Origin of the sequence: Rhizobium sp. CECT 9324, assembly GCF_918741265.1 — a bacterium.
Taxonomy (GTDB): Bacteria; Pseudomonadota; Alphaproteobacteria; order Rhizobiales; family Rhizobiaceae; genus Allorhizobium.
The window spans coordinates 536,396-557,250 of the sequence record NZ_CAKKMZ010000001.1 but is presented as its reverse complement, the minus strand read 5'-3'; the positions used below and the strand labels follow the sequence as shown (position 1 = coordinate 557,250).

General features: G+C 57.0%; 16 protein-coding genes. 4 read left to right on the top strand and 12 right to left on the bottom strand.

From position 1 onward, the window contains the following. Nucleotides 1–246: 246 nt before the first annotated feature. From LQ231_RS02560 to LQ231_RS02550, 3 genes are read right to left on the bottom strand one after another with little or no spacing between them, the layout of a single operon-like run. Nucleotides 247–798 carry a hypothetical protein gene (locus tag LQ231_RS02560; protein ID WP_230170169.1) on the bottom strand — a complete coding sequence of 184 codons (552 nt, stop codon included), beginning with the start codon at nucleotides 796–798 and terminating at the stop codon, nucleotides 247–249. After that, a complete protein-coding gene (locus LQ231_RS02555) occupies nucleotides 795–1,715 on the bottom strand; it encodes a hypothetical protein (RefSeq protein ID WP_230170168.1) in 921 nt (306 codons plus the stop codon). Before LQ231_RS02555 ends, LQ231_RS02560 begins: the two co-directional genes overlap by 4 nt. Nucleotides 1,716–1,745: 30 nt before the next feature. Then, nucleotides 1,746–2,195, bottom strand: a complete 450-nt coding sequence (locus LQ231_RS02550; RefSeq protein ID WP_230170167.1) for a hypothetical protein — start codon at nucleotides 2,193–2,195, stop codon at nucleotides 1,746–1,748. Between the two features lie 437 nt (nucleotides 2,196–2,632). Between LQ231_RS02550 and LQ231_RS02545 the strand changes: the two genes are divergently transcribed. From LQ231_RS02545 to LQ231_RS02530, 4 genes are all read left to right on the top strand, one after another. After that, nucleotides 2,633–3,244 carry a hypothetical protein gene (locus tag LQ231_RS02545; protein WP_230170166.1) on the top strand — a complete coding sequence of 204 codons (612 nt, stop codon included), beginning with the start codon at nucleotides 2,633–2,635 and terminating at the stop codon, nucleotides 3,242–3,244. Nucleotides 3,245–3,938: 694 nt separating this feature from the next. Continuing rightward, complete coding sequence (locus LQ231_RS02540) at nucleotides 3,939–4,820, top strand: AbiJ-NTD4 domain-containing protein (RefSeq protein ID WP_230170165.1); 882 nt, start codon at nucleotides 3,939–3,941, stop codon at nucleotides 4,818–4,820. After that, entirely contained in the window at nucleotides 4,810–6,132 is a 1,323-nt protein-coding gene (locus tag LQ231_RS02535; protein ID WP_230170164.1) for a hypothetical protein, read from the top strand. Before LQ231_RS02540 ends, LQ231_RS02535 begins: the two co-directional genes overlap by 11 nt. 53 nt (nucleotides 6,133–6,185) lie before the next feature. After that, nucleotides 6,186–7,505 carry a hypothetical protein gene (locus LQ231_RS02530; RefSeq protein ID WP_230170163.1) on the top strand — a complete coding sequence of 440 codons (1,320 nt, stop codon included), beginning with the start codon at nucleotides 6,186–6,188 and terminating at the stop codon, nucleotides 7,503–7,505. A gap of 230 nt (nucleotides 7,506–7,735) precedes the next feature. Here LQ231_RS02530 and LQ231_RS02525 read toward each other — a convergent pair whose 3' ends face one another. The 9 genes from LQ231_RS02525 to LQ231_RS02485 form a co-directional block, all read right to left on the bottom strand. After that, a complete protein-coding gene (locus LQ231_RS02525) occupies nucleotides 7,736–8,179 on the bottom strand; it encodes a DUF6527 family protein (protein WP_230170162.1) in 444 nt (147 codons plus the stop codon). After that, complete coding sequence (locus LQ231_RS02520; RefSeq protein WP_230170161.1) at nucleotides 8,176–9,351, bottom strand: ThiF family adenylyltransferase; 1,176 nt, start codon at nucleotides 9,349–9,351, stop codon at nucleotides 8,176–8,178. The genes LQ231_RS02525 and LQ231_RS02520 overlap by 4 nt, the downstream gene beginning before the upstream one ends. Next, entirely contained in the window at nucleotides 9,326–10,087 is a 762-nt protein-coding gene (locus tag LQ231_RS02515; RefSeq protein ID WP_230170160.1) for a multiubiquitin domain-containing protein, read from the bottom strand. The genes LQ231_RS02520 and LQ231_RS02515 overlap by 26 nt, the downstream gene beginning before the upstream one ends. Before the next feature lie 45 nt (nucleotides 10,088–10,132). After that, nucleotides 10,133–13,570: a UvrD-helicase domain-containing protein gene (locus LQ231_RS02510; protein ID WP_230170159.1), complete on the bottom strand. Its 3,438-nt coding sequence runs from the start codon at nucleotides 13,568–13,570 to the stop codon at nucleotides 10,133–10,135. 3 nt (nucleotides 13,571–13,573) lie between these two features. Beyond that, nucleotides 13,574–14,164, bottom strand: a complete 591-nt coding sequence (locus tag LQ231_RS02505; RefSeq protein ID WP_230170158.1) for a hypothetical protein — start codon at nucleotides 14,162–14,164, stop codon at nucleotides 13,574–13,576. Then, nucleotides 14,161–14,934, bottom strand: a complete 774-nt coding sequence (locus LQ231_RS02500; RefSeq protein ID WP_230170157.1) for a hypothetical protein — start codon at nucleotides 14,932–14,934, stop codon at nucleotides 14,161–14,163. Before LQ231_RS02500 ends, LQ231_RS02505 begins: the two co-directional genes overlap by 4 nt. Before the next feature lie 898 nt (nucleotides 14,935–15,832). Then, complete coding sequence (locus tag LQ231_RS02495) at nucleotides 15,833–18,031, bottom strand: mechanosensitive ion channel family protein (RefSeq protein WP_230170156.1); 2,199 nt, start codon at nucleotides 18,029–18,031, stop codon at nucleotides 15,833–15,835. 178 nt (nucleotides 18,032–18,209) lie between these two features. Then, nucleotides 18,210–19,712, bottom strand: coding sequence for a catalase (locus LQ231_RS02490; RefSeq protein ID WP_230170155.1), 1,503 nt, complete (start codon nucleotides 19,710–19,712; stop codon nucleotides 18,210–18,212). A 105-nt stretch (nucleotides 19,713–19,817) separates the two neighbouring features. Then, the gene (locus tag LQ231_RS02485) at nucleotides 19,818–20,654 is read right to left on the bottom strand and encodes an alpha/beta hydrolase (RefSeq protein WP_230170154.1); all 837 of its coding nucleotides are present in this window, start codon (nucleotides 20,652–20,654) and stop codon (nucleotides 19,818–19,820) included. Nucleotides 20,655–20,855: the final 201 nt, after the last annotated feature.

The window sequence follows — 20,855 nt, the reverse complement described above, 5'->3', positions numbered from 1 at the left end:
TGGTTGGTTGCGGGGGCCTGACTGCATGGAGACTTGTAAATTCTCAGCCTCAAGTCGGTCCTGCATTGACAGTTTCCGTTTAAGTCAAAGGCGGTCATTGTGCACAGTAATCTCGCGGCCGAAAAGGGGCCGTGAACCGACCGACATCTTTCGGGTGAAGTCATCAGTAAGCGGACGTTCTTTCGCCGACTTCATTGTAGCCGTTCCGCTACCTCCCGACGCTGCCCAACCTTCTCTAGCGGAGGACTAACCTGCGCCTGCGTGCACGAGGTGGCGCCGGATTTGCTCGGCCTCGCTCTCAGTACAAAGCCGGCGATCGAAAGCCTCCTCGTCTTCATGCCCATAGGAGAAAATGGGAACGCGCCGCTCGAGTGTCCTCACCACGGTGATGCAGGGCCTTGTGATCACAGCCACCCGGTGGATCACGCCCGCCTCAAGCCGGTAGGACGCGCCCGAAGCGGTCTCGAACGACGCGATCGGGAGGAGCCGTCCCCTTCTTCCTGATGGCGTCAGGATGGATTCTTGCCCATCGTAGGTGACCGCGTATTCCGCCTCGGGACCTTCCGCCTCCTCTTCGAACCGGAACAGTTCGCTGCGCATGCGTCCGGCGACCACCAAGGATTCGATGTCGAACGAATGCTGGTGACGGTCGTTCTCCGGCCGGTCCGGGCCGTCGGGAAGCCAGATATGGACGCGGCGCGTCCTCGCCTCCCCGACAGCATCCTGGAGGTAGAAGAACCCGAGCGGATGCAAGCGGAAATCGCTGGCCCGCTGTTGTGCTCCGACCAGTTCCCTCATCCGTAGCGGTGGGGCCGGACCGTGATCAGGCGCGCCACCTCCTGCTGAATCGCGTCCACGTCGCCGACGTTGATGCCAAACGCTTTTAGGGTCTTCGCATCGCAGCTTTTCTCTTCCAGCTTCAGGCCCGCGAACAGCGCCGTGTCCCAGGTCACCTCTCGGGAAACGTCGCGCTCGTTCGTCACCGTGCTACGGAACATGTCGTAGAACTCGGAGCCGTAGTCGAAATAGAGGGCCGACTTCTTCTTGTCGTCCTGCGTGAGGATCGCGCCGTTGTCGGAAAGGTCGACCCGGAACGCTGGCAGAAAGCGGGACAGATGAATCTTGATGTCGAGGTGCTTATTGTTCGACGACACGATCGCGCAGGCCATACAGGTCGAGAGGACGTTGGGAAGCAGTGGATTGTCCCCCGGCTCTTCCCCGAGCGCCTTCAGGATCTCCCTGTAGGACCTCACGAGGCGCTCGTCGTCGGGATCGGGCAGGAGGACGTCGACCACGATGTTGCGCTTGTTCTCGCGGGCTTGCCTGTCTAGCTCGAGCAGCGGATAAGCCCTGAAGAACGACCCCGACCGTCCCCAGAACATGTAATGCCGGACCTCCTTTGGCATCGCAATCATCCGCTCGCTGATGTCCTGCGGACGGGTGACGTTCACCTCTCTGACGGCTGTATTGGCTCCGATGAAGTAGACATAGAGAGCGTAGAACCCGAGGATGATCACCAACCCGGCTACGATCTCGATCAGCACGGAGACCATGATCTCGTTGATGATTGGCCATGTAACGTATGCTTTAACAACGCCGACGAGTACCAGGCAGAACACTATCAGTAGGCTGAACCCGCCGAAGAACCTTTTGCGCGCGTAGCTTGAAGTCAGATCGTCGAAAAAATCGACCGCCGTTATCTTGGATGCTTTCATAGCATTGCTTTCGAGTGGTGACGCTGTTCGCTACGGCGATAAGGCTGCATCATGTAGAATAATTTCCGATATTTGCGACGTCATGGCGCTGGCGATCTGCCAAGCTTGAAATAGTTCCTCGTGGATAGCTTCCAGATCGGCAATCATCGCGTCCCGCCCCTCGTCGGTCTGAATCTTGAAATTGTGTTTTTCGTAAAATCCATGGTTCAGACGATTTCGAGCTCTTAGAGCGGATGAGAACTTATCCGCAAGGTCGCCTTCAATGCGGATCGCACCTTTGAAGCTATTTAATAGGCGTCCGAGCGTGCTCCGGTCAATCTCATCCAGAACGGCGCGCGCTTTCTCGCCGTTCGGCACGAGGTGCCAGCCATGCTCGAGTCCTCGCGAGCAGAGCAGCAACGTTCCAAGCTCTGTTTCGAATAGCTGACCGGCTTCGGCCGCGATCCCGAACTTCGTGTACAGTTCCTCTCGCGTTGCCAATTTCGGTCACGCGCCTCCCGCCGTGGCTTTGGGCGCGGCCGGTCCGGTTCCCGGCCCATCGAACAATCGCACCCGAGGTGCAGGTGCTGACGTGATCACGTAGGCAACACTACCTTCATCAAGTCCTGTATCCCAACCCAATACTCGCCCCCATTTGGTTTGATCTTCAATCTACCGGTTCCGGAACCAATTGAAAGTCCCCTTCTACGTTAGCTTGTTGTGGAACTACCGTTGCCACCTGTGCCATCCGAGGCGCGGCCTTAGCCCCACTTTGCAGGCTGGCAGGTCTAAGTCCGCGGCGGGGAATACGCGGGGCGTCCGGGGCACCCAGCGCAAGCATCACATTCCAGATCCCGGGCGGCATTGGGTCGGCGTGCAACTTTCGAGGTCGAAGATGTGAGAACGTGCTATCGAAGCGTGACCAGAAGGGAGTTGCCATGATGAAGAAGGCCAGTCATCTCGACAAGTACGCCGCACTTTTTCACGAGAAGATGGGGCAGATCGATCCGCTCCTACAGGCTGTCTTGACAGGGCACCTGATCATTGAGACCGCGCTCGATAACATCTTGACCATAGTCTTCTTCCACCCAGAGCATGTTTTCAAGGAAGCACGCCTCGGCTTCTCACAGAAAGTCCAGGTGGTACGCGCCTACGGTTTGCGGAAAGACGACAACTCGATCTGGGACCTGATCCTCGCTGTGAACTCAGTGCGCAACGAGATCGCCCACAATCTCGCGGGCGAGAAGCGTGACGCACGGCTGCAGCAGCTCCGGTCACTTTTCATGGCCGAAGCCAGCGGCGAAATGCAGACCGCGCTTGAGGTGGAGTGGAAGAGGCTGAAGGACGTGCCCGACCAGGTAATTGTGGTCTGGGCATGCTCCCTATGCACGGGCTTCCTCGGAGAGTTTGAGGCAGACGTCTCTTCTTTGAGAAACATGATCGACGCGCTCGATGAGAACATTAATCCAGATCGGGAGCGAGTTGCGAGAAAGACGCCGGAGGAGGCGAAAGCCAGGATGAAGAAGGCGGTGAAGGGGGACGCACGATAAGGTTCCGGCAGGAGCCATCTGGAAGCGATCGCGGACGCACTGGGTGACCCTGACTTCCTGATTGAGAGCGCGAAACTGAAGAATCCCGGTTCCAGCACGAAGCGCGATGCCCCAAGGGTCTGAACGCCTAGTCCTCTGGTGCGCATAGACCCAACCGTACCTTCTACAGATAAGATGTCAAAGCTGAACCCAGCCCATGACGAGCCTTTTCGCGTTTAGGATAGGGCCGGCGACCTTCAGCGTCGCCGGCTACGTCCGCTTTAAGGAGCGTCAAATCTGTTCTCGATGTCCGAGATCGGGCGCTTTCCGCCCGTTTGGACCCGACCCCATTGCAGACGTTGGCAAGATGCTCGATCGGCGACAGCTTTTGGGTCCCAAATCAGCCAGCCCATCATGCTCAACGCCACCGCTTTACTTACCTGCATCCGATGGATATTCGAAGCTGAAGCTATTCATCATGCTCAGCGCCATCGGTCCACTTGTGGAGCAGGCGTATCCTTTGTAGATCGAGAGTTGAGCGCAACGATCTGGCTGACCCTAACTGGTGCAAATTCAGTATATCGCCTCGCGATTTCCACTTGGGTGGGGGCGGCCTGTTGCTGGACCGCGCCGAACCTTTCGAGGCTGATCAAGCGATGCGCAGACTGGTCGGGAGCGGGTAGAACCGCGCTGAGAAGCGATAATGGGGGAGAGCGTGTCGACCTATTTTACAGAACGTGAGTACGGGGCGCGTCCCGCAACCATTGAGATCATTGATGAGCGCTTGTGGGCCGGCCTCTACAGTCTGATCCAGACGAGAATTGGCAACGGCTCATTTGGCCTGCGCTTTCCGGAACAATGCCCCGACGGAAACGGTCCCTGCGGGTGTGACGAGCAAGCCTTTCGCCAGGTGCTCGGCGCCGAGGTGCCGTGGATTGAATGGCCGCTATTTCCCAACGAAGTGCCCGACACGCCGGTGATCCTCGATCTGCTCGAGTTCTGCGCTAGCGCCGTGGGTGAGCCAATTCAGGGCGCTTATCATTCCTATTACCGTCACCATCACTTAAGTTGGAATCGAGACGCCGGCCTTGCGCGATTTGTGTCGGACGTGAACCTACAGTTTCGCCGGAACGCTGTCGCCTATGAGCTCACAGCAACCGGACAGGCCCGCCGCGTTCTTCCGCAGGCGATCGCCAACACTATCGGCTGGGCCTTGTTTCATACCGGTGATGCAGAAACCGATGGGCTACTTGAAGCCGCACGACAGCGAATTCTCTCGCCAAAGCCTGACGATCGCCGCGATGCGCTGGAAAAGCTGTGGGATGCATTTGAGCGGATGAAGACGCTGGAGGCGGGGGCCGACAAACGCGCGCAGGCCGATGCATTGCTAGATCGTATCGCTGCGCCAGATTCAAGTTTTCGCCAAGCGCTCGGACGCGAAGCCGCCGAACTAACTAAAATCGGAAACAGCTTTCGCATTCGCCATTCTGAGACGACGCAGGAAGCGCTGACATCCCTCGATCAGGTCGACTACCTGTTTGCGCGGATGTTCGCCTTCGTGCGTATGACGCTAAAGGGAACAAGCCGTGGCGGGTAACCTCTATGGGCTTATCTCCGGGATTCTGCACGGGATGAGCCACGCCCAAATGAGCCAAGAGCCAGAACAGGTCGCTGGGCTGGTCGTGCCTGCACCAGAGGGCTTCTCGAAACGGCAGCGTATCGAACTTGCGCTCAATAATCTTACGCAGGAGGACTTGGCTCGACTGGCGCTCAAATTTGCTGCTGCTCGCAGCGACATCCCCCTCGATGAGGCCGGTCGCAAGGTACTCGAGGCTAACGATCCGCCGCTGACGCAGATAACACGACGAGACGTCGCGCGGATTCTCGGCGACGATCTCGCTGGTGAACGCAGCACCGTGGAAGTGGTCGAGTGCTACTTCCCGATTTCCTCGCCATTCGAAGCCTTTTTCGGCAGCAGGGGCCAGAGCCTGCGCGACCAGATCGCCCGGCACATGGATCACAATCCCGGCGATTGGTCGGTCGAACAACTGTTCGGAGAAATAGGGGCCTTCGATTGTTCCAGGGCAAGATTCGGCGCCTTGGTCGAACAAGCAGTTCACCCTCTTTCCCGATCGGGCGATGAGCAGACTAAGACGGTCGCGGCGCTAAACAGGGTACTCGCGCCGGATGGATATGAGCTTGTGCAGGACGGCGAGATATCCGGTCACCCTCTTTTCAGTTTCCGCTCCCTCGCGCGCGGGGTTGGCGGCCGGCCGAAAAACCTGATCTTTGCGTCGCGAGGACCGAAACCGGAGATCGGCTTCGCCGATGCGATCAACAACGATATTGTCATTCTGTCTGGCGAAGAGAGCTGCTTGGTCTACGACCGGCTAATTGGCGCGAGCGGCCTTCTGTGGTCGGAGCTTGTTTCCTGGTGGGGTGAGGTTACGCCGGGGGCTGATGCCGCTAAACTTGGAGCTCGCCTCCAGGAATCCCTAGCCTCCGACGCAGAACACAAGCTTTTCGCGACCTACTTCAAGGCCTATCGGTCCGCCCTCGGCGAGGCGCTGCCCGCGCTCCTGCCGCAGGTCTATCTTCACTACGATCCTGCCGTCGTGAAAGTCCTGCGCCACCGGCTTCCGCTACCGCGTCAGCGTATGGATTTCCTGATGTTGCTTCCTAGCCGTCAGCGCATTGTGATCGAGGTCGACGGTAAGCATCACTTCTCGGAAAACGACCTTCCGTCATTGAAGGTCTACGCCGACATGGTGTCGGCTGACCGCGAGCTGCGCCTTGCCGGATACGAGGTCTATCGGTTCGGCGCAAATGAACTGGTCGGTGGCGGCGCCGAGGTGAGGATCACAGATTTCTTCGACAGGCTTTTTCGGCTGCATCGAATTCGGCAATGAATGTGTTCGCCGATGCACTACAACGTATCGCGGTTAGTAGAGGGTAACAATTGATGACAAAGATATTCTGGTCCTGGCAAAGTGATCGCGATCCGAAATTACACCATTATTTTGTCCGCGACGCTCTGAAAGATGCCTGCAAGCTCATCGCGATCGATCCCGACTATGAGGAGGCAGCGAGACCTGAGGTCGACCACGATACCAAGAATATCGCCGGAACCCCGGACATCACAAAGACGATCCTGGACAAGATCGCCAAGGCGAATGTGTTTGTCGCCGACATGACTCCAGTCGGGGTAACCGATCCTATAGCACTTCAGCCGAATACGGCTGCAGATCAGCGTTCGGAGCCGAAGCATCTGCAAAACCCGAACGTCATGTCCGAGCTTGGCTATGCGGAACATGCACTCTCTCAGGGCCGCATCATCCTGGTGGCGAACGGCGCGCACTATCCCGGTCCCGTAGCGCTCCCCTTTGACTGGCGTCACCGGAGCGGCGCGAAAGTCTATAACCTGAAGGACGGGGCGACGAAGGAAGAGATCAGGACGGAGCAGAAGCGTTTCGCCGAAGTCTTGAAGAGTTGCATCTTGCCCATCCTGGCCGAGCAGGCGCCGGCAAAGACGCCGCCGCCGCCCATCTCCTGGCAGGCGCCAAGCAGCAGCGATCCGGCGATCTGGCCGGCGGCGGAGAAGAAGCTCGAGTTCCGCAACAATGCGATGGAGGAGCCGCGGCGCAGTGTTGATCTGCGGGAAGGGACACGGATCTTTGCGCGTATCGCGCCCCGCGAATGGTCGGTCCCTGCCAGGGTGGAGCTCGAACAGCGAATTTCGGACATAGCACTGAACATTCGCGGGCAAGATGGCGACTGGGGGCTCAATAGCGATGGCGCATTGTCGGTCTGGGGCCACATCACCGGCGCGCGCAACGACATGATCGTCACCAACGCGACGCAATGGTTTCAGTCGAACGGTGAGCTTTGGGCGGTCAATAACAACTGTTTCGCGGAGAGCAGCGGTGGCCAGGTTTTCGCTTATGCGTTGCCGTTCACGCCGCTCGATACGTTCCTGCGCAAGGGCGTCGCTGCCATTAGGGCGATGGGCGGCAGAGGCCCGATCGGGATCAAGCTGGGCGCCGGCGATCTGACCGACACGGTCCTGCCTGGAGAATTCCGAACGCAACGCTTTCCGGCTGTCGGCGCGTGGGTGGATGTCAACGAAGAATTGGAGACCTGGACGCCGGAGGAACGGCGTGCGCTCCTGCGGCGATTCTGGAACGCTCTGATGGACGCCTACGGCCGATCGCCTGCGCGCTCCATTGCAGAGTTCGAGCGAGCAACTGCGGTAGCACCGCTTTCGAATATTGATCTAAGGTGACCGCTTTTGGGGCAAGTTGACATCAGCAACTCGATACCGGATTGACTGGTGCCTGGGGTTTGACGGCAATGTCTGCTCTTGGAATATCGCGAAGGCTCGTCGAACGGCCGTAATGAGGGCGCTAAGCGGCAATTAATTCCGCCTCCAGAATACCCAGCAGCAAGTGGAGAGCCACACCGACAATGCCTGATGATGCGGCTGAGTTGAATATGCACTCTGTATCACGCCGCTCAAAGGCCGAGCCAAGCTTTAAAGCGATCCATGAAGCCCTTCCTCTTTTCCGGCACCTTGGGTGGCGAAGAAGAAGTGGCAGGTGGCGCGGTATTGACCTGGCCATAGTATCTCTGCTTCGCGCCACGGTCACGACGACGTTCTGCCTCGATCTGTTCATCGCTCCACGCCCCGGCTTCGATGACCTTACCGCGCGTTATGATGTAGTGCGAGCGGCACCGCAACGTCCAGCTACCCACGGAAGGGCTGAGCGAAATGGTTTCTCCGTCGAAGTCCATGCGCCAGTCAGTCGGAGTGAACGGTGTGACGACCTCTTCGCCACACCCGCAGCAGCAGCTATGGGCCGCCGTCGCATATTCCATCGAGATGTAGAGTACCCCGGCCTCCAACTTGTCGGGAATGACAGAGGTGAAGCGGTGCTTGAGATGTGTATGGAGCATCACGACCGGTCCTCGTTGAGCAGCATGTTGCCATCCGTCGTAAACGTGCTGTGGTGTTCATTCTCCAGGTCGCGGTAGAAGCCGCGCAGTTTCTTCCACTTCATGACAGCTAAGGCTGCATTGAGCATGTTGAGGTCGGCGACCTGAATGTTGGTGGCATAGACGGCATCGGCCGGCGCGCTATGGAAAGAGATACGCCCGTTGTGAACGTGATCGCGCTTGGCAGGCGTGCTGGCGGTGACGCGGAGAATGCCGCCGAGCGAACCGTCGACCAGTTCGAGCCCCATCCCGACGTCGATGAACGGGACGCCCATCGCCTCGAGCCTGGACACCACTGCCCGCTTCGCGTCACCTGCATCCATCGAGAGAAAGGCGAAGGTGATGCCATCCAGCAAATGCACGTTGCTCGCGTCGAGAGCGACGACATGGGGGACGATCCCCTTGTGCATATGTGAGTAGATCGAGGCGAAATACTCCACCTTGGGGACCGCCGCCCGCAACTGGTCAATCGAGGGCGCCCCAGGTGCTCGGAATGCATTGTGCTGCAAAAAGGTGTCGCCATCGAACAGGTGAATCTGGTCGACGGGTGTCTTTGCCGTTTGATCCAGGATGTAGCTCCCGGTTCCGCCAAGCCCGATGATACCGACCTTCTCGCCCTCGAGGCGTTCAGTGAGAGCACCGATACCGGCACGATCTGAGGCAGTCTCGGTATAGTGGAATGGCGAGACCGTTTGGTCTTCGGGAACCTGGAAGACGCGCGGGCTAAGACCTGGCTGCAGAACCGCCGCGGGGCCGGCGAGGATGTTTGCATAGGCTGTCATCTTCTTGTGGTAGTCTGGATACCCTTCGGAGGGTTTGCTGGAAAAGGAGTGGCGCGACGTCAGACCGTGGCCCAGATGCGATGTCACGCTCTGGTGCATGATCGCGGAGATGGGGCTACCATCAGCGTGGCACGGATATTCGCCATCGAAAAACATCACATGCGTGTCGGGTCGATGGGTCCGATCCCCAGCCATCGTAAGGCTGGAGATCAGCTTGCCCATTTTCACCTGACGGGAAGCGTTGACGTAGGGCACCTGATGCATGACCAGGTAGCCACCGCGCTGCTCCACGACATAGCCTTCGTCGCGGAGTTGCTTGAGGTCGGGATTAAGACTGAACAGTGCGGGTGACATTGAACGTAGTCCCTTTCTTGACGGTTACGACACCGCCGATGCCCAGCTCACCTTGGTGAGGCTTGGACTTCGCATGGCGGTAAGTCATGGAGAACACTACGTTGGCTTCCGGGGCACCCGGAAAGGCCAGTTGCACAATCTGCTCGAAAGTTACGTCCGGCCCATCGACAAGCCGTGGACGGGCATTGACGATGATCTCGATCTGGGAACGCGGCTTGGCAGCGGTAATGAAGTGCTCGATACCAGGCTCATCGAGATCAATGAGATCTTCGGGCTCGATTAGGCGGTCAGTGCCCCCCGGCACCTCAAGGAAAACAGCTTCGTCGGCACCGGCTTTCGCGAGGGTGTAGAGGACGGCGCCGCTGATAATGCGCTTGCCCCATTCGATTTGGGCACCGTTGACGGTAGCCTTATAGTCGCGGTCGGTGACGAAAGCGATGAAGCGTTCCGCGCCGTGTCCGCGCAGATCGAAGGGCTCGTCCAGACGGACGTCCTCGAAATCACCCGAGGCGAGGACCGCGAAAAGGCTCACCCCGGCCTTCGGCTTAACACCACCGGCAGCCAGGATCTGACGGCCCAGCGGGATGGGATCGGGCACCGTGCACGGCTTGAATTCCAGATCGCCATTGGCGAACTGAATGCGATAGTTGTTGGCGGGGTTGAGGGGACGTCCCTCACGGATGGCGATGCCGACATCCTCGATTTCCTGCGTGGCAGGACCGGACTTGACGCTCATTGTCATTCTCCAGTGCTCCCGGACTGTCCGGGGGCTTCTGAAGGGCTAATCGGAGCGTGTCGAGAAATCCGGTAGGGTCGTGTTCACTTTTTTTGTCAGAATGCCGTCAGGAACTGGACCGCAGAAGAAAAATGCCGGGCAGCTAGGGCAACGTCTGGGGTTCGGATCCGTCTCGAACGCACCGGCAGCAATGCTTTGGAGCGCGCCGATAATCTTCACTCGCCTGCCTTCCAGCTTTCTCGCATTGAGTTCCACCGGGTCGAATGTGCTGTCACCGAGGAAAACAAGATCGGCACGCGGTCGATCAGGATGCTGTCTCGCAGCTAAGACGAACGCGGCAGCAGCCAAATCTTCCATGCTCTTGGAATTCGCATGGCCCGTCCGGATCGAACGAACTACGTTCACGCCATTCCGCACGAACGCTTCATCCGGCCTCATCTCGATCACACCATAGTCCGTGTCGAATTGGAGACGGGTAACGGATTTCCTTATTTGGCCGATCCGGTTTTCGTGGAGCGATCGCGTAAGCGAGCGTGCTATCTCCACATACTCCGCTCGCTCGGAAACATCGAACCCCTCCGCATCGAAGGCGAGTTGCAGGCGTCGTTCGATTTCCGCCAATTCGACAATTTCGGGATCTTGCGCAACCATCCAGTCGGTTACGTGTCTTGTGGCGTTGTGCATGCGCATAAAGGCAGTTTCGGTCTGCCTTCCGCCGACCTTAAGCAGGTAACTGTAGAAAAAGCGCCGAGGACATTTCTCGTATTGCAGAATCTGCTGTCCGGTAAACGAAGGCTTGTCCTCGAAGACGATACTGATTGGCATGTCTTCCGGAGCCGGAGGCACCTTCAGGGTCGGCGTTACCATCCACGGCGCAGGGATTATGCGATCGATGAACGGCGAGTGGTTCATTGTCTTACCATCCACGGAACGCGACTGCGAATAGCATATCAGACGGTCCCGTGCACGAGAGGTCGCCACATAGAACAGGCACTCCTGTTCCTCCTCATGGGCCTTGGCCCGAACGTCGATGCCGCTCAGCCCGTGGCTTGCGACGAGCCCATCCGGCGGCGCAATGCCTTGAATTTGGTTAGCGGACCTGGGCAGGCTAGCTGCAGTCAAGCCAGGTAAGTGCACGACCGGGAACTCGAGACCTTTGCTGCCATGGACCGTCATAAGCCGTACCGCATTCAGACCCTGGGCTGATGGCGGCAACTGCCTGAGGTCGCGGTCATCCGCGATGGAGACCAAACGACGGATACGGTCGAGCATGTCCAAGATTGGGGACGCAGTTCCGCGTGCATTCCGGATGAAATTCATGAACTGCCAGATAGCAATGCCAGCGGCGCGGTGCGAGATCGCCCCCGAGCGGCCGATTTCGCCTGCTATGACGGTCCGATCGAGAAGTATATGGGCGAGGACGTCCCATGGGCGCGACCGCCGGTCGAAACCTGCCAGCACTGTTCGCAAATGTACAAGCGCTTGCTGGCCTTCTGGTGAAAGACCGAGAATTGGAAGTTTCATCGTCTTCCAGTCGTTTGCCTTGTCGCTACGCAACTCCGCCACGATGGAGGCGAGGTCAGCCATCGACATGGTGAACGGTTTTATGGTCGCGACACGTGCGAGCCCTAGAGCCTTACTGTCGGCGACCATGGCCAGCATGGACAACAAGTCCTTGATCTCGGGACGCTCGAATACGCTGCCGAGATATAACACCGGCACACCTAGGCTTTCGAGCCCGACGCCAAACCGCGCCAGCTTGTCATTGCCCGTGCAGAGAACCGCCTGGTCACGAAAATCGTGGCCAAGAGATCTCATCTCGTGAATCGCTTCCACCAATACCGCTATCTCATCCTTATCTGTACCGCTCTTCCGGAACTCGGGACGGTGGCCGCATGCGCCGCGGTCCGCAGTAAGCCTTGACGGCCTGCCGGCGGCGGCCTTCATTGCATCGGCAAAATCGGAAAAGGCATCGACGATCTCTTCACGAGAACGATAGTTCACGGTCAGCCGTCCCACTTTTGCGGTAGGGAAGTCCGCCTTGTCGAACAGATCCACGTTAACCGACGAGGCGCCACGGAAACGGTAGATCGACTGTTTGATGTCACCGACGACCCAGAGATTTTGACCCGTTCCGACGATGGCCTTTAGCAGGCGGACGCTGCTGCGGTTCACGTCCTGGTATTCATCGACGAGCACATGCTTGTACTTGGATGCCAGAGCGTCCCTGATCGCGGGATAGCGCTCGAGCACGGTGACTGGAAGCGATACCAAGTCGCCGAAGTCGAGTAGTTTCCTCGGCGCCTTGAGCTCCTCGTAACGCTGGTAGACCCTGGCGACCTCGAGTACCTTTTCTGCAGTCACGATCGCCGTGCGATCATGGGAGCCCGTTGCTTTGGCCGCCGCCTTCATGGCCTCACCCAGCCGACGGTAGTCGTCCGGCGAGGCTACCTCGTCTTTCGCGCGCGAAATCGCCTGGAGGATGTCGTTGATGTCCCGGGTCGGATCCCACAAATTTCGATAGTGCACCAGCCTAAGGCCGGGCAATTCTCTTTCGATCATCGCGATGCCGTCCGCCCGGTCGATCATTGTCGGCACCGGTGGCATGCCTATCTCGTCGGCAAACCGCTTGATGATGTCAAGACCAAAGGCATGGAAAGTGCCGCACCACATCGCGGTTGCGGCATCCGGATTTGTTGCGCTGATGCGCTCCACCAATTCTCCGGCAGCCTTGTTGGAGAAGGTGAGGACCAATATCTCGCGCGGATCGGCTCCCTGCTCCAGCAACCAATTGATCCGACCGACCAAGGTCTGCGTCTTGCCGGTTCCCGGACCCGCCTCGAGAAGATACGGGCTTCCGGAGTGGTGGGCTGCGGCGCGCTGTTCTTCATTGAGGGCGCGGATGGCGCCCTCCGCTCTTGGCCGCTCTTCGAATTCGGGTAACAGCAGAGCGTCGAATATCTGCTGGGCGACAACACCAAAAGCAGCCCCCAGCTTGTCAGCGATCTGTGTCGCTGTCAGGTTCTCGTCGATATGGAGGGATCTCGCGCGAGACCTGGGCAGTAGCAGCTCGCGGGCAAACAGATCCATCTGAATTTCGCGGCGCTGATTTCGACCATAATCCTGAACGCGGTCTACGCCCACCGGAGCCACATCGGTGGAGCGCTCCTCGTCAACGGTCAGCGCGCTGTCGGCCACCTTGTCGTCACCAAGGAGCACGTGGCCCAGTTCGTGCCCGATCAGAAATGCGTCGGAAAACGGCGAACCAGTGTCTTCGTGCAGGATGAATCGGAAATCCGGATCATAGGTCGCTCGAGCGCCGGCCAACGATGGATGCCCCTTCGCCACCTTCTCAACCGTGACACCCTCGGCTTTCGCAGCGAAGATGGCCACTAGGTAAGGCTGCCACGGGTCAACACCGGCGCTCTCCGCTTTCTGGAATAGCGCCGCTGCCCGGCGCCGTCCGATCTCGACGCCATCCATCCGTCAGTCCTCTCGCAATATCTCGGCCTTCTCGGCCTCAGTGAGCGTGGAATTCTCGATCAGCGACTGGAAAGTCACCTTTCCGCCTACCTGCGGCTTGACCTCGCTCTTGAAACTCCTCGCCGACGAAAGGGCTGGAGGCCTAGTGAGATAGGAACGCAGAATTTCCGCAGCGTAGCCACCGGTAACCGCGATCTTGGTTATCCACCGCCCGGGGAAGCCTTCGAGTTCCACAAGGCCTGACTTGATAGCACTCAGCACCGATAAGGGTAGCCCAATCTCCCGCATCTCTGCCGAGACAAGAGAAGCCTCGACCTGCTTGATCTGCTCTGTAGAGGGCTCCAGTCGTTCGGCGGAAATCATCCTGTTGAACTGGTCCCAAGCCTGCTGGATCTCCAACGAATCAAGATCTTGCAACGTCACGGGCTCTTCCTCTGACGACATTAGCAAATCCAAGGCCAAGTCGAGCAATTCGCTTGCGAGATGTGGATAGTTCTCGATGTAGCGCCGAATCGTAACGGGGCCATGGTCGGGTTCGACCGAAAAGGCCAGCATGACCTCCTCATCATTCGGTGTTGCGTTGGAATTATTCATTGGTCATCTCCCTCCAGCGCGATCCTCACAGCCTTATGTGCTCTGTCGCGCCTCTGCCGGGCGGTCTGCTCCCCGCAACCTACAATGCTGCCTATCGTGCTGACGGCTGGATCGCTCGACGTAAAAGGCACACCCGCCCAATCAAGGATCAGCACCTGACGCTGGTCGTCCGGCAGAGCATTAATCGCAGTCCGCATGCGAATTCGGTACATTGGGTCCAAATATTTTTCGGAGTTGAGCGGATTGAAGCCAGGCTCAGACGTCTGGATCTTGTCGATAGCGTCGGGATCGTCGGGGAGAGCCGTTTCGCGCCCGCTCTCCTTGGATTCTTTGGACAACGCCGTTCGGCGGAGAGCCGCCAACGCGGCCGCGAACTTCACCTCGAAGAAGTCGAGGCGTTCGTCGTAGCCGTTGTAGTCTTGCGCCAGTATCTCTACGAACCTGCCAAGCGCTGCGGACGCCGCCCGTTCTTCCATCGCCACGAGGGGTCCAGTCTCGCGTCGCCAACCGCCGGGCAATGCCTGCTTGACACGCAGGATCAGAATCTTCCAAATTCTCTCGTAGTTCCGAGGCGAATTGCCCCTAAGCTTGCGAAGAAAATGCAACAGGCACTCCGAGCGAACATAGTCCGGATCTTTATTATCCAGGATCGAGATACGCCGGATACGCTCTTCTTCGGTGACGGCCGACAGCTCGTCGATCTGGTTTTCGACTTCGGGGGGACGCGTATAACCGGCATCTCCCGTCTTCTTCCGCAATGATTCCGCCATCTATCCCTGCCATGGGTCCAACTTCCGAGCTTAGAACAGTTTGCTTCGATTCTTCGAACAATATCAACTACAGTCCACCATACCCCAGCCCCAGTCAGCGATGGCAGCTTTCGTGCAGTTCTTATTGATACATCTGCTGCCAGCCTCGACAGCCTGGAAGACCTTGCTGCTGAAAGGCAGGTATCACTATTCGTTGAGGCAGCACTTGAAGTCGAGTGGGGTTACGATTTGCTCTACCGCATCGGCAATCAGGACCACCCGAAGGTCCGCACGTTTCGGAACTGGATGATGAAAGAGGTGCGAGAATTAATGCGTAGCAGGCGGACCTGAGTGACCGAAAACCTCAACACGTGGTCTGGCAACATCGCTTAGGGTTTGCTCCTGTCGTCGCTGGTAATCATTTGATCGTCAGATTCGCATGCCGCTCACCACCACCGGACGCTTACAATTTAACTCGAGGATGTTTACGAAACTCGGGGCTATTCACAGAGCTGCAATTTGACATGCGTCGAGTGCCCAATATAAACCTCGAGGCTTCATGATTCCTTGTTTGCTTGAGGCCACAGAGTCTAACAATTTTTCCGTGTTTCGTGGTACATTCCTTGAAATTTACTCCGCAAAAGGCTAGTTTCGCCGAGACTACATATATTTCTAAACAAAATACGCAATATAAATAAAATATCTCCGTAACTTATTCAATAAATAACGCAGATTAGTTGAATTTATACAACATGCTTCAACCGAAACCTCTTATTTCGCAAGATCTCTATATCATAATAAGGCCAAACCGATGTGTGAATACACAAAAACTTTCTTCACGTAGCTAGCTACATTTCTAACTTTCTTCGTGCGTTTTACGCTTGGATATTTTGCTTTCGTGCCTTGACCATGTATTCATTTATTCCGTAGTGATTTTTCCGCGGCGGCGTCGGATTTCGCCAGCCGCAGCAGTTGCATTTGTATAACCATTCGCGCCTCCGACCTGCACGGTCGGTGATGCAAATTGGATATCATTTGCCTTAAAGTCACTTACAATGCGATTCATGATTTCGCGTCGGATCAAAAACTGCTCCCCGGGCTTGGTTGTAAAGCCGACGCGTACCACCACGGCATATTCACCGAACTCCGCTACGCCCTTCATCTTCAACGGATCGATTAGTATCTCTTTGTATTCGGGCTTCTCAGCAATGTCCGTCCCGATGCGTTTGATAACTTTGCGAAGCTTTTCCAGATCGGTATCGTAAGGTACGGAGATATTGAACTTCGTGACCGACCAATCGCGGCTCATGTTCTGCACGGCGCCCAGGTCGCCAAACGGCACGGTAGTAAGAGGGCCGCGATGATGTCGCAGTTTCACGGATCGTAGAGAGAAACTCTCAACCTCTCCTTTATATTTTCCGGTCTCGATATATTCACCAATACGGAATGCGTCATCCCAGAGATAAAATATCCCTGAAATGAGGTCCTTCACTATGGTTTGAGCACCGAAGCCTATGGCTACACCTGCTACCCCCGCACCCGCGATCAACGGACCTATGTCGACACCAATACTGGTCAATACCATCATGACGGCAACCGCGCCAAGGATGATTGCGAGTATATTGTGCAGAATTGGCAGCAGCGTGCGAATGCGGGCATTGCGACCAATCTGCGCGTCGCTAAGGTGGCGACCATGCGGCTCTTCCGCCATGCGTACAGAGATTTCGGCTTTGAGAAATTGCCAGAAAATGTCTGCGACGAGAAGGACTGCGATTGCTTGGGTGACGGCGCGCGCGACACGGCTAATCAGTGTATCCCCTGTCCCCATCATCATTCCAGCAGCATCCACCCCGGCCACACTTGCGATCCACCAGGCGGCAAGGATGATAAGAAGCGCCCGCACGCCCCGTTCGCTGATGACAAACCCAATACCGGAAGGCCGCATTACCTCAGTGCCTCCATGAAGCCGCGCGACGACGGCGGTCGTCAATCGCAAGACAGGAGGGAGCAAAAGAGAGAGCAGGCCGGTCCAAAACAAAATATGAAGCCCGATGATCCAAAGGATTAGAAGCAGGCCGACCGCCAACGTCATCAGCCAGGACCAAACTTTACGAGCGGTTTCTCCATGGTCTCTGCGGCGCGGGCGGCGCCAGACTGCTTCGACGGCAAGAATGAAGAGGGCAAGGTTGGAGGCAAGGATTCCGAGCAACACTGCCCCCTCGGCGAAGCCGAAAAGCTTCATCAGTTCCACAACCGTCCAGCCAGTGACAAAAATGCGTAAACCGCACTGAAAGCGCGAGAACCAGTAACGGACACCACTTGGGGTAACAAGTGACGAGGGGTCGACCTGCCAAGCTTGCGAATCGGAAGCGGGCGCATTGGCCGGCGCGGCTTCGTCGCCTGGCGCGACAGCAGCCTCCTCTATCTGAGAAGATTTTCGCGCACCTGGCCGTGCAATCAACCAGACGATGTAGCCACCGAAGAGAGTTGTGGAACGGAGAACGATGGCCGCAATCGCAAATATGACCGCCGTTCGCTGCATAAGCGGCGGCCAGTTGACAATGGCCAGCGGCAGCAGAGCACCAACCGCAAAGCTGATTGCCTGTCCGCACGCATGAAGGCCAACTGGCACAGCGGGCACCGATTCCGCCAGATGGCGGCGCCAATGCCGCTCTGACAGGAAATCAAATGTCCGCTCGAAACCAACCGCCAAAAGAGGAATGAGAAGCATCAACAGGAAGAGATGCAGAACCGCACCCCGCGTCACCTCTGCTGCGATCTTCTCAACCGCAGTCTTCACACCGGGAGCAACTTCCATGCTCCCCCTCATAACGGTGGCAAGACGCGCGTTGATCGCGTCAAGCCTCTCGGCAACATAACCGGACTGCATTCCCGCCACCGGAGCCGGCGACTGAGGCACGCGGTTCACCGTCTGGGCATAATCAAGCCACGCAGCGACCTGAGGATCAGCAAGGAGCCGGGAGATTTCGCGAAGCTTTTCTATAGGTGGCGTGACCGCGTCTTGGGCTTTTGCGGGATTGAAGATGCAAACGAGCAATGCGATCGTGAAGAGGTACCTCCAGCCGGGCAGGTAGCCGCGGAACGCGATTGTCGTCATGCTTTTCAAAGCCTCCACCATTCCCGATTGCCAAAAAAATTCCGCAGCGCGCGCTCAGCGGAAATAGTCGTGTGCCAGCCAGAGGAGCGTGCGGGGGCGCTACTGATAATTACGCCCTGGCCTGCGCTCCTTGGTGTATTGAAGCATACCACCAGCCCGACAGTTCGTCGAAACTACTTCACAACGCTGCTAACGGCTGGCCAGAGGAAGAGGTCAAATATTCCAATGCAGTGGCAACGCCTGCACCGTAGGCAGGATCACAGCGACTACAATTTTCAATGTGACGTTGTTTGATGAAAGCCGGTGCGTCCCCCAACGCCGCGGCGGTATTGGCAAAAAGTAGCTGCTGCTGTCGAGGCGTCATGGAGTTGAACAACTTGCGAGGTTGAGTGAAGTAGTCGTCATCATCCTCCCGAAAATTCCAGAAGTCGCCATCACCCCTTATCTTCAGCGGTGGCTCACGGAAATCGGGTTGCTCGACCCATTGATTAAAGGAATTCGGCTCATAATGCGGCAACGAGCCGTAGTTGCCGTCTACTCGGCCATAGCCATCACGATGATTGCTAAAAACAGGGCAGCGCGCCGCATTGACAGGGATTTGATGATAATTCACGCCTAGGCGATAGCGTTGGGCATCGGCATAGTTGAACAGGCGAGCCTGCAGCATCTTATCTGGCGAAACGCCAATTCCGGGCACCAAGTTCGAAGGAGCGAAGGCGCTCTGCTCGACGTCCATGAAGAAATTATCGGGATTACGATTTAACTCGAATTCACCGACCTCAATCAGCGGATAGTCTTCTTTGTACCACACCTTGGTGAGATCAAATGGGTGGAAACGATAGGTTTCGGCCTCCGCTTCCGGCATGATTTGGACATACATCTTCCATTTAGGAAAAATGCCTCTTTCGATCGCTTCATAGAGGTCGCGCTGATGGCTCTCGCGATCGCTTCCAGCGATTGCTGCTGCTTCCGCATTGCTCAGATTCTCGATCCCCTGCTGGGTTCGAAAGTGAAATTTCACCCAGAAACGTTCTCCGGCTTCATTGTAAAAACTGTATGTATGACTGCCAAATCCATGCATATGCCGATAGCTTCTTGGGATTCCTCGATCAGACATGACGATCGTCACCTGATGGAACGCCTCCGGCAACAGCGTCCAGAAATCCCAGTTATTGGTCGCGCTGCGCATGTTGGTTCTGGGGTCCCGTTTGACGGCCTTGTTAAGATCTGGAAATTTCCTAGGATCACGCAGAAAAAAAACCGGCGTGTTGTTGCCGACCAGATCCCAATTCCCCTGCTCGGTATAAAATTTCAAAGCAAAGCCGCGAATGTCACGTTCCGCGTCCGCGGCTCCCCTCTCTCCAGCGACAGTCGTGAAACGTGCGAACATCTCGGTTTTTTTGCCCACCTCCGAGAATATTTTTGCCCTTGTATAACGCGTGATGTCATTTGTGACCGTAAACACACCAAATGCGCCGGAACCCTTCGCATGCATCCGGCGCTCGGGAATCACTTCCCGGACAAAATTAGCCAATTTTTCATTCAGCCAGATGTCCTGCGCCAAAAGCGGCCCCCGAGGTCCGGCGGTAAGAGAATTCTGGTTTTCCGAGACCGGTGCTCCAAAATCCGTCGTGAGATGAGTTACGGGACATTGTCCCTTCTTACCCTGGTCATCTGGCATCCCGCTACCCGTCCTTCCTTATACCACGTTTGGCGCTGTTTTCACGGTTTGGGAACGCATCGCAGGAGCACCCTGCGATGCGTAGATTGAAAGGTATAAAGCTTGTCAGGCGCGAACAAAACTCAACAAATCAGCATTGACTACATCAGCATTGACCGTGAGCATGCCGTGCGAGAAGCCGGGATAGATGATCAATTTGCTGTTCTTTAGCAGCTTGTCCTGCATGATCGCAGCCGCCTTATAGGGAACCACCTGGTCATCATCACCCTGCATCACGAGGGTCGGGACGGTGATCGCCTTTAGGTCTTCCGTCTGGTCAGTTTCCGAGAAGGCCTTGATGCCTTCATAGTGCGCCTTCGCGCTCCCCATCATGCCCTGACGCCACCAGTTTTCGATAACCCCTTGCGAAGGCTCGGCACCGGGTCGATTATACCCGTAGAAGGGACCGGACGGCACATCGATAAAGAACTGTGCCCGGTTCGCGGCCAACGCAGCGCGGAAACCGTTGAACACGTCGATCGGCGTTCCCTCCGGATTGCTTTCGGTCTTGACCATCAGCGGCGGTACAGAACTGACCAGAACCGCTTTGGCGACACGCCCTTGGGGTTGACCATACTGCGCAACATAGCGCGCAACCTGCCCGCCGCCGGTCGAATGACCGATATGGATCGCATTGCGAAGATCGAGATGTTCGGCCACCGCCGACGCATCGGCAGCATAATGGTCCATATCATGGCCATCACTGACCTGGCTCGAACGACCATGTCCGCGGCGGTCATGAGCGACGACCCGGTACCCTTCCTTCAGGAAGAACAGCATCTGATTGTCCCAGTCGTCGGCACTGAGTGGCCAGCCATGGTGGAAATGTATTGGCTGAGCATCCTTCGGACCCCAGTCCTTGTAGAAAATCTCAGTTCCGTCCTTAGTCTTAACAAATGCCATGACGATTACTCCTCTCTCGATTGATGCAAACAAATGGCAGGCAGGTTCTGCAGCGATGTCGGCACTTAGACGGTCGTCTGCGCATCTTTACCCACGTTAAGCCGCACGATGGTACCCAGGCATATCACCCGGTAGCTTTCTGACCGACCGCCGGCGCGAGGATCAGAGCCTTATGATAACGTTAAAGTCGGTTTAGGGTCA